Genomic DNA, 7,348 nt, shown 5'->3' with positions numbered 1-7,348 from the left:
CTCCACCCCCGTTCGAACGCATGCGTGCACCGTCCGCGGATGTCCGAGATCCAACCGCTGAACCAACGGTTCCGCGGCCCTGGAGCCACCCCGCGGAGAGTGTCAGAGCCTGCTGCGAGGATGCCGCCGACGGCACACGAGGAGAGCGACATGGGCACCTGGGGCACCGGACCCTTCGACAACGACGCGGCGGCGGACTTCGCCGGCGCCCTGGACGACGCCGGACCGGAACGGCGCGTGGCGATGGTCCGCGACGTTCTCGTCCGGACGATCGAGGCCAGGGGATGGCTCGCGGACGCGGACGCGGCGGTGGCCGCGGCCGCGCTTGTCGCCGCACAGTGCCCCGGAGGCGAGCCGGTCGACACGGTGTACGGACCGGAGCAGCCCATGCCCGCGTTTCCCGAGGACCTGCGGAAGCCGGCCGACGAAGCCCTGGCCCGGACGGCCACCGACCCGTGCGGACCGGCGCCCAACTGGGTCGAGGCAGAGTACGCGGAACAGTGGCAGGCCGTCCTTGCGCGCCTTCGCGCCGTGCTCGTCCCGCCGCCGACGACCTCGGCGTCCGACGCCGCGCGGCCCGCACGACGCGCGCGGTGAGCGACGACGGCCCGGGGGCGCGCGACGACGCGAAGGCCGCGGCCCAGCTGGCCGGCGCGAGTCCGGTGCGAGAACTCGAATCTCTCTTCGCGGAGTTGCCGGAGGATCTGCGGGCGCCGGGTGTCGAGATGCGGGCCTGTCTGCTCGGGGAGCTCGCGTTGATGGGGGCGCGGGCCGGGCGGGAGCGGATGGACGCGTATGCCGGGAGGCTGCGGGAGTTGGGGCATCCTCTGGCGCGGCTGCCCGAGACGCGGCTGGACGTCGAGCACCGGTTCGGTGTCCGCGTGCGAGGGCTGGGGTCGGTCAAGACCTTGCGGCAACTTCGGTCTCGCCTACCGGAGTTGCCACCGAGCGACGCCGGCGGGGCTGCCGGGCGGGGTGCCGTCCGTGGGGACGACGACGCGCGGGCGCGGGCAGTCGCGCGGCCGTTCACCGCCGGGGGATGGGCGCGCACCCCCGAGGTGCGGTTCTTCGCGCTGCCCGCGCCGCTCGATCCCGGCGACTTCGGCATGTCCTTCCTGGAACGGCTTCCCTTGGCCTGCCTGCAAGGGGGCGGGAGCGCGGTCGCCTGTGTCACGACGCCCGATGACGTGCTCAACGAGCTGTTCTCCGCCGCCCGTTACGGCGGGGTCGGTGGGCAAGGGCAGGGCGGTGCGTATGCGCGGCTCTTCGCGTGGGAGAGTCTGTACGCCCTCATGGGTCTACCCGCCGACGTACCGTTCCTCGACGCCGTGCGAACAACCCCCGATCACCGGTGGGTGCGCTTCCTCGCTTCCACCCCGTGGTTTCACCACGACACCGCCGACCTGGGTTTCGCCGTACTCGACCCTTCGCGTACCCGCGTCGCGGTCCTTGCGGCGACCGACACCGATGTCAGGGCACCGGGCGGGTGAGGACGGCTGTGAACTTGTAGCGGGAGCCGCGGTACACCGAGCGGACCCACTCCACCGGAGTTCCGGTCTCGTCGCGTGAGTGGCGGGAGAGCAGGAGCATCGGCAGGCCCACGTCCGTGCCGAGCAGGCCGGCCTCGCGGGGGGTCGCCGGGGAGGTCTCGATGGTCTCGTCGGCCTCCGCGGGGCGGACCCCGTACACCTCGGCGAGCGTGGTGTAGAGGGAGGTGTAGCGGGACAGGTTGCGGCGCAGGCCGGGGAAGCGGCGGGCGGAGAGGTGGGTCGCCTCGATCGCCATCGGCTCGCCCCCGGCCAGCCGCAGCCGCTCGATGCGCAGCACCTTGTCCTCCGGCGCCACCTCAAGGAGTGTCGCCAGCTCCTCGTCGGCGTGGACGTAGCCGATGTCCAGGACCCGGGACGCGGGGTTGAGGCCCTGTGCCCTCATGTCCTCCGTATAAGAGGTGAGTTGCAGCGTCCGGTACACCTTCGGACGCGCCACGAACGTGCCCTTGCCCTGGATGCGGTCCAGCCGCCCCTCGCTCACCAGCTCCAGCAGCGCCTTGCGGACGGTGGTGCGGGACGTGCCGAACTCGACGGCGAGCAGCCGCTCGGCCGGCATCGGGGAGCCCGGGACGCGCTCGTCGGTCATCTCCAGCAGCCGCTGCTTGATGCGGTAGTACTTCGGCACGCGGTCCCGGCGGCCCGGCGCCCCCGTGCCGGGCTGGGCGCTGCTGACGTCCGTGCTCATGTCCTGCCTTCCGGCTGCGGTGTCCGGCGCGCGGACGGCAGGGGGCCGGCCGCGGTGCTCGTCGGCGGACCGCCAGTGATCGGCGCCGCACGCTCGGCGATCCCGTTATAACGGCGTGCTCTCGCTTTGGTCTAGTCCAACCCTGGATCCCGTCCCCGTTTGGGCGGACATCTCCACCTCGTACAGGGCTCGTTGCCGTTACCCAGCCGTGAGTCCGACAACCCTTGACATGACCATAGGTCTAGGCCAAGCTCCCCTTGCTGGTCTAAACCATTTAGCGGAAGCCGGGTCCCAGCCCGCCGAGCTGTTGCGCCGTTGTCAGGGTCACCGCGAGGGCGTGGGTGTGCAAGGCATTCCTGAGGAGGGGTGGCGCGTGAAGCGCAAGCTGATAGCCGCGATCGGGGTCGCGGGCATGTTGTTCTCGGTCGCTGCGTGCGGGGGCGACGACGGCGGTGACAGCGGCAAGAAGGCCGGCGCGGACGGCTACGCCGGGCAGACGCTCACCGTGTGGGTCATGGACGGCTCCTCACCGGACCAGTGGCAGAAGGACCTCGCCGCCGAGTTCGAGAAGAAGACCAAGGCGAAGGTCACCTTCGAGGTCCAGCAGTGGAACGGCATCCAGCAGAAGCTGACCACCGCCCTGTCCGAGGAGAACCCCCCGGACGTCTTCGAGATCGGCAACACCCAGACCCCCGCCTACGCCAAGACCGGCGGCCTCGCCGACCTCGCGGACCTCAAGGAGGAGATCGGCGCCGACTGGACCGAGTCCCTCAACGAGTCCTCCGTCTTCGAGGGCAAGCAGTACGCCGCCCCCTGGTACTTCGCCAACCGCGTCGTCCTCTACAACAAGAAGGTCTGGGCCGACGCCGGCCTCAAGGACACCCCCAAGACCCGCGACGAGTTCTACGCCGCGCTCAAGACCATCGGTGAGAAGACCGACGCCGAGCCGATCTACCTCCCCGGCCAGAACTGGTACCACTTCGTCGGCCTGGTCATCGGCGAGGGCGGCGAACTCGTCAAGAAGGACGGCGACAGTTACGTCTCCAACCTCGACGACCCGAAGGTCGCCGCGGCCGCCGAGACCTACAAGAAGTTCCAGGCCCTGTCCAAGGCGCCCAAGGACAAGGACGAGGCCACCCCGCAGCAGGGCGAGGTCTTCGCCAAGGGCAACGTCGGCGCCTTCATCGGCATGGGCTGGGAGGCCGGCATCGCGATCGAGGCCAACCCGGCCATCGAGAAGCAGATCGGCTACTTCACCATCCCCGGCCCCACCGCCGACAAGCCCGAGGGCGTCTTCCTCGGCGGCTCCAACCTCGCCGTCGCCGCGGGCAGCCAGAAGCAGGACCTCGCCAAGGAGTTCCTGAAGCTCGCCCTCTCCGACAAGTACGAGGGCCAGCTCGCCAAGCTCAACGGCGTCATCCCCAACAAGGAGGCGCTGCAGACCAACCTCAAGGGCAACGCCCCTGCCGAGGCCGCCGCGCCCGCCGCCGCCGTCGGCGGCACCACCCCGCTGATCCCCGAGTGGGCCGCCGTCGAGAACGCGCCCAACCCGATCAAGACCTACCTGACCGCCGTCCTGAACGGCAAGTCCCCGGCCGCCGCCGCGAAGCAGGTCGAGGGCGAGTTCAACAAGCGCCTGGCGCAGCAGCAGTAACAGCGCACGCGCTCCGACCGGAGCGGGGACCGGCCGACGGGACGGTCCCCGCCCGCGTTGAGCACGCCGAGAAGAGAGATCGCGAGCATGACCGTGCAGACCGAACGGCCGCCCTCCTCACCGGCGGACGTCCGCAAGTCGGACTCCCCCTCCGCCGGGCCCCGCCCCAGAGCCGCGTCGCGGGCCGGCGCGCTCGCCCCGTACCTCCTGCTGCTGCCCGCCGTCGCGGCCACCGTGCTGCTGCTCGGCTGGCCGCTGCTGAAGGACCTGCTGCTGTCGTTCCAGAACCTCAACATGGCGCAGCTGATCCAGCACGTCACCGAGTGGAACGGCGTCGACAACTACAAGGAGGTCCTCACCGGGGAGGACTTCTGGCGCGTCACCCTCCGCTCCATCCTGTTCACGGCCGTCAACGTCGCCCTCACCATGCTGCTGGGCGCCCTCACCGGTCTGCTGCTCGCCCGCCTCGGCAGGCGCATGCGGCTCACCCTGATGATCGGCCTGGTGCTGGCCTGGGCGATGCCGGTGGTCGCCGCCACCACCGTCTACCAGTGGCTGTTCGCGCAGCGCTTCGGCGTCGTCAACTGGGTCCTCGACAAGCTCGGCTGGCACTCCATGGCCGACTACAGCTGGACCGGCAGCCAGATGTCGACGTTCTTCGTCGTCACCGTGCTCATCGTCTGGATGTCCGTGCCGTTCGTCGCGATCAACCTCTACGCGGCGACCACCACCATCCCCGGCGAGCTGTACGAGGCGGCCGCGCTCGACGGCGCCGGCGCCTGGCGCAGCTTCACCACCGTCACCCTGCCGTTCCTGCGGCCGTTCCTCTACGCCACGACGTTCCTGGAGATCATCTGGATCTTCAAGGCGTTCGTCCAGGTCTTCACCTTCAACGGCGGCGGCCCCGACCGGCTCACCGAGATCCTGCCCGTCTACGCCTACATCGAGGGCGTCGGCAACCAGCACTACGGCATGGGCGCGGCGATCGCGGTGCTGACCATCCTGATCATGCTCGGCCTGACCGCGTACTACCTCAGGATCGTGCTCAAGCAAGAGGAGGACGAGTCGTGAAGCGCTCGCTCTTCGGCCGCGTCTGGCCCAACGCCACCGCCCTCGTCGTGTTCGTCGCGTGCATCTTCCCCGTGTACTGGATGTTCGCCACGGCGCTGAAGCCGACCGGCGACATCATCGCCGAGGACCCGGTCTGGTTCCCGACGAACATGACGTTCGAACACTTCGGCACCGCCGTCGACGCCGAGCACTTCTGGACGTTCGTCCGCAACTCGCTCGTCGTCACCTGCCTGGCCGTCCTGTTCTCCCTGATCATCGCGCTGGCCGGCGCCTTCGCCCTGGCCCGCATGCGGTTCAAGGGGCGGCGCGGCTTCGTCATCGGGTTCATGCTGGCCCAGATGGCGCCGTGGGAGGTCATGGTCATCGCGATCTACATGATCGTCCGCGACGCCTCCATGCTCAACAGCCTGGTGCCGCTGACCGCGTTCTACATGATGATGATCCTGCCCTTCACCATCCTGACGCTACGCGGCTTCGTCGCCGCCGTGCCGAAGGAACTGGAGGAGTCCGCGATGGTCGACGGCTGCACCCGCGTCCAGGCCTTCCGCCGCGTCATCCTGCCGCTGCTCGCGCCCGGCCTGATGTCCACCTCCATGTTCGGCTTCATCACCGCCTGGAACGAGTTCCCCCTCGTCCTGGTGCTCAGCAAGGAGTCCGGCGGAGCGCAGACCCTGCCGCTGTGGCTGTCCAGCTTCCAGACCCAGTTCGGCGACGACTGGGGCGCGACCATGGCCGCCTCCTCCCTGTTCGCCGTGCCGATCCTGATCCTCTTCGTCTTCCTGCAGCGCCGGGCCGTCAGCGGCCTCACCGCAGGCGCCGTGAAGGGATAACGCCACCCGATGACGACATTCACCACCGGCGCCGGCACCCTCACCCGGGACGCGCTCGCCGTGCTCCAGCCGGGGTTCACCGGCACCACGGCACCCGACTGGGTGCGGCGCGCCCTGGCCGAGGGCCTGGTCTCCGTCGCCCTGTTCGGCCGCAACGTCGCCGACCCCGAGCAGGTCACCGCCCTCACCGCCCAGCTGCGCGCCGAACGGGACGACCTGCTGGTCGCCATCGACGAGGAGGCCGGCGACGTCACCCGCCTCGAGGTCCGTACCGGCTCCTCGTTCCCCGGCAACCACGCCCTCGGCGCCGTCGACGACCCCGCCCTCACCCGGCGGGTGGCCCGCGAACTCGGCCGCCGGCTCGCCGCGTGCGGCGTCAACCTCAACTGGGCGCCCTCGGCCGACGTCAACGCCAACCCCGACAACCCGGTGATCGGCGTACGCTCCTTCGGCCACGACCCGGACCTGGTCGCCCGGCACACCGCCGCCTACGTCGAGGGCCTCCAGTCCAACGGCGTCGCCGCCTGCACCAAGCACTTCCCCGGCCACGGCGACACCAGCGTCGACTCCCACCACGCCCTCCCGCAGATCGACGTGGACGCCACCACGCTGCACGAGCGCGAACTGCGGCCCTTCCGCGCCGCCATCGAGGCCGGCACCCGCGCCGTCATGACCGCCCACATCCGGGTGCCCGTGCTCGACCCCGACCGCCCCGCCACCCTCTCCCCGCGCATCCTCACCGGCCTGCTGCGCGGCGAGCTCGGCTACGACGGTCTCATCGTCACCGACGGCATGGAGATGGGCGCCGTCGCCGGCACCTACGGTCTCGAACACGGGGTCGTCCTGGCCATCGCGGCCGGCGCCGACGCGATCTGCGTGGGCGGCGGACTCGCCGACGAGGACACGGTGCTGCGGCTCCAGGAGGCCCTGGTCGCCGCCGTACGCGCCGGCGAACTCCCCGAGGAACGGCTTGCCGACGCCGCCGCACGGGTCAGGTCCCTGGCCGCGTGGACGACCGGCACCCGGCGCGCGCCCTCCGCCGCAGACGACCCCGCGCCGGAGATCGGGCTGACCGCCGCGCGCCGTGCCGTGACCGTCACCCGCGCGGCCGGTCCCGCGCCGGTCACGGACCCCGTGTACGTCGCCACGTTCAGCCCCGCCCCCAACATCGCCGTCGGCGACGAGACGCCGTGGGGCGTCGGCGCGGAACTGGAACGACTCCTCCCCGGCACCACCACCGGCCACTTCACCGGCCCCTCCGCCGGCACGGAGGCGCTGCGCGCGGCGGCCGGCCGCCGGGTCGTCGCGGTGGTCCGCGACGAACACCGTCACCCGTGGATGGGCGCGGCCCTGGACACGCTGATCGCGGCGGGGCCGGACACGGTGGTCGTGGAGATGGGGGTGCCGCAGTCGGCGCCGCGGGGGGCGTTGCACGTTGCCACGCACGGGGCGGCGAGGGTGTGCGGCGTGGCCGCGGCGGAGGCGGTCCTCGCGGGCTGAGCCCGCGGCTCCGTTCCTGGGGGCTGCGCCCCCCCACACCCCCCTTGTCGGCCCTGGC

At 71.1% G+C, this 7,348-nt stretch carries 7 protein-coding genes; 6 read left to right on the top strand and 1 reads right to left on the bottom strand.

Translation table 11 applies throughout. The features are described from left to right. Positions 1–150: 150 nt before the first annotated feature. The gene (locus CCN29_RS21160) at positions 151–597 is read left to right on the top strand and encodes a DUF4259 domain-containing protein (RefSeq protein ID WP_037817638.1); all 447 of its coding nucleotides are present in this window, start codon (positions 151–153) and stop codon (positions 595–597) included. Next, on the top strand, positions 594–1,490 hold the full coding sequence (locus CCN29_RS21155) for a DUF6183 family protein (protein ID WP_242781341.1): 897 nt from the start codon (positions 594–596) through the stop codon (positions 1,488–1,490). The genes CCN29_RS21160 and CCN29_RS21155 overlap by 4 nt, the downstream gene beginning before the upstream one ends. Here CCN29_RS21155 and CCN29_RS21150 read toward each other — a convergent pair. Then, positions 1,471–2,235 (bottom strand): GntR family transcriptional regulator, encoded by a 765-nt coding sequence (locus CCN29_RS21150; RefSeq protein WP_031064693.1) that lies wholly within the window; start codon positions 2,233–2,235, stop codon positions 1,471–1,473. The genes CCN29_RS21155 and CCN29_RS21150 overlap by 20 nt on opposite strands. A gap of 373 nt (positions 2,236–2,608) precedes the next feature. Here CCN29_RS21150 and CCN29_RS21145 point away from each other — a divergent pair, with 373 nt between their 5' ends. The 4 genes from CCN29_RS21145 to CCN29_RS21130 all read left to right on the top strand — a co-directional run bounded on the left by CCN29_RS21145 (position 2,609) and on the right by CCN29_RS21130 (position 7,290). Further along, a complete protein-coding gene (locus tag CCN29_RS21145) occupies positions 2,609–3,889 on the top strand; it encodes an extracellular solute-binding protein (RefSeq protein ID WP_031064697.1) in 1,281 nt (426 codons plus the stop codon). An 87-nt stretch (positions 3,890–3,976) separates the two neighbouring features. Beyond that, the gene (locus CCN29_RS21140) at positions 3,977–4,960 is read left to right on the top strand and encodes a carbohydrate ABC transporter permease (RefSeq protein ID WP_086683716.1); all 984 of its coding nucleotides are present in this window, start codon (positions 3,977–3,979) and stop codon (positions 4,958–4,960) included. Continuing rightward, a complete protein-coding gene (locus tag CCN29_RS21135) occupies positions 4,957–5,790 on the top strand; it encodes a carbohydrate ABC transporter permease (protein WP_006135853.1) in 834 nt (277 codons plus the stop codon). The genes CCN29_RS21140 and CCN29_RS21135 overlap by 4 nt, the downstream gene beginning before the upstream one ends. Positions 5,791–5,799: 9 nt before the next feature. Further along, complete coding sequence (locus CCN29_RS21130; RefSeq protein WP_086683713.1) at positions 5,800–7,290, top strand: glycoside hydrolase family 3 protein; 1,491 nt, start codon at positions 5,800–5,802, stop codon at positions 7,288–7,290. Positions 7,291–7,348 lie beyond the last annotated feature (58 nt).

The organism is Streptomyces pseudogriseolus (assembly GCA_002154585.1).
Classification (GTDB): domain Bacteria; phylum Actinomycetota; class Actinomycetes; order Streptomycetales; family Streptomycetaceae; genus Streptomyces; species Streptomyces pseudogriseolus.
This window is presented reverse-complemented; position numbering and strand designations above follow the sequence as displayed.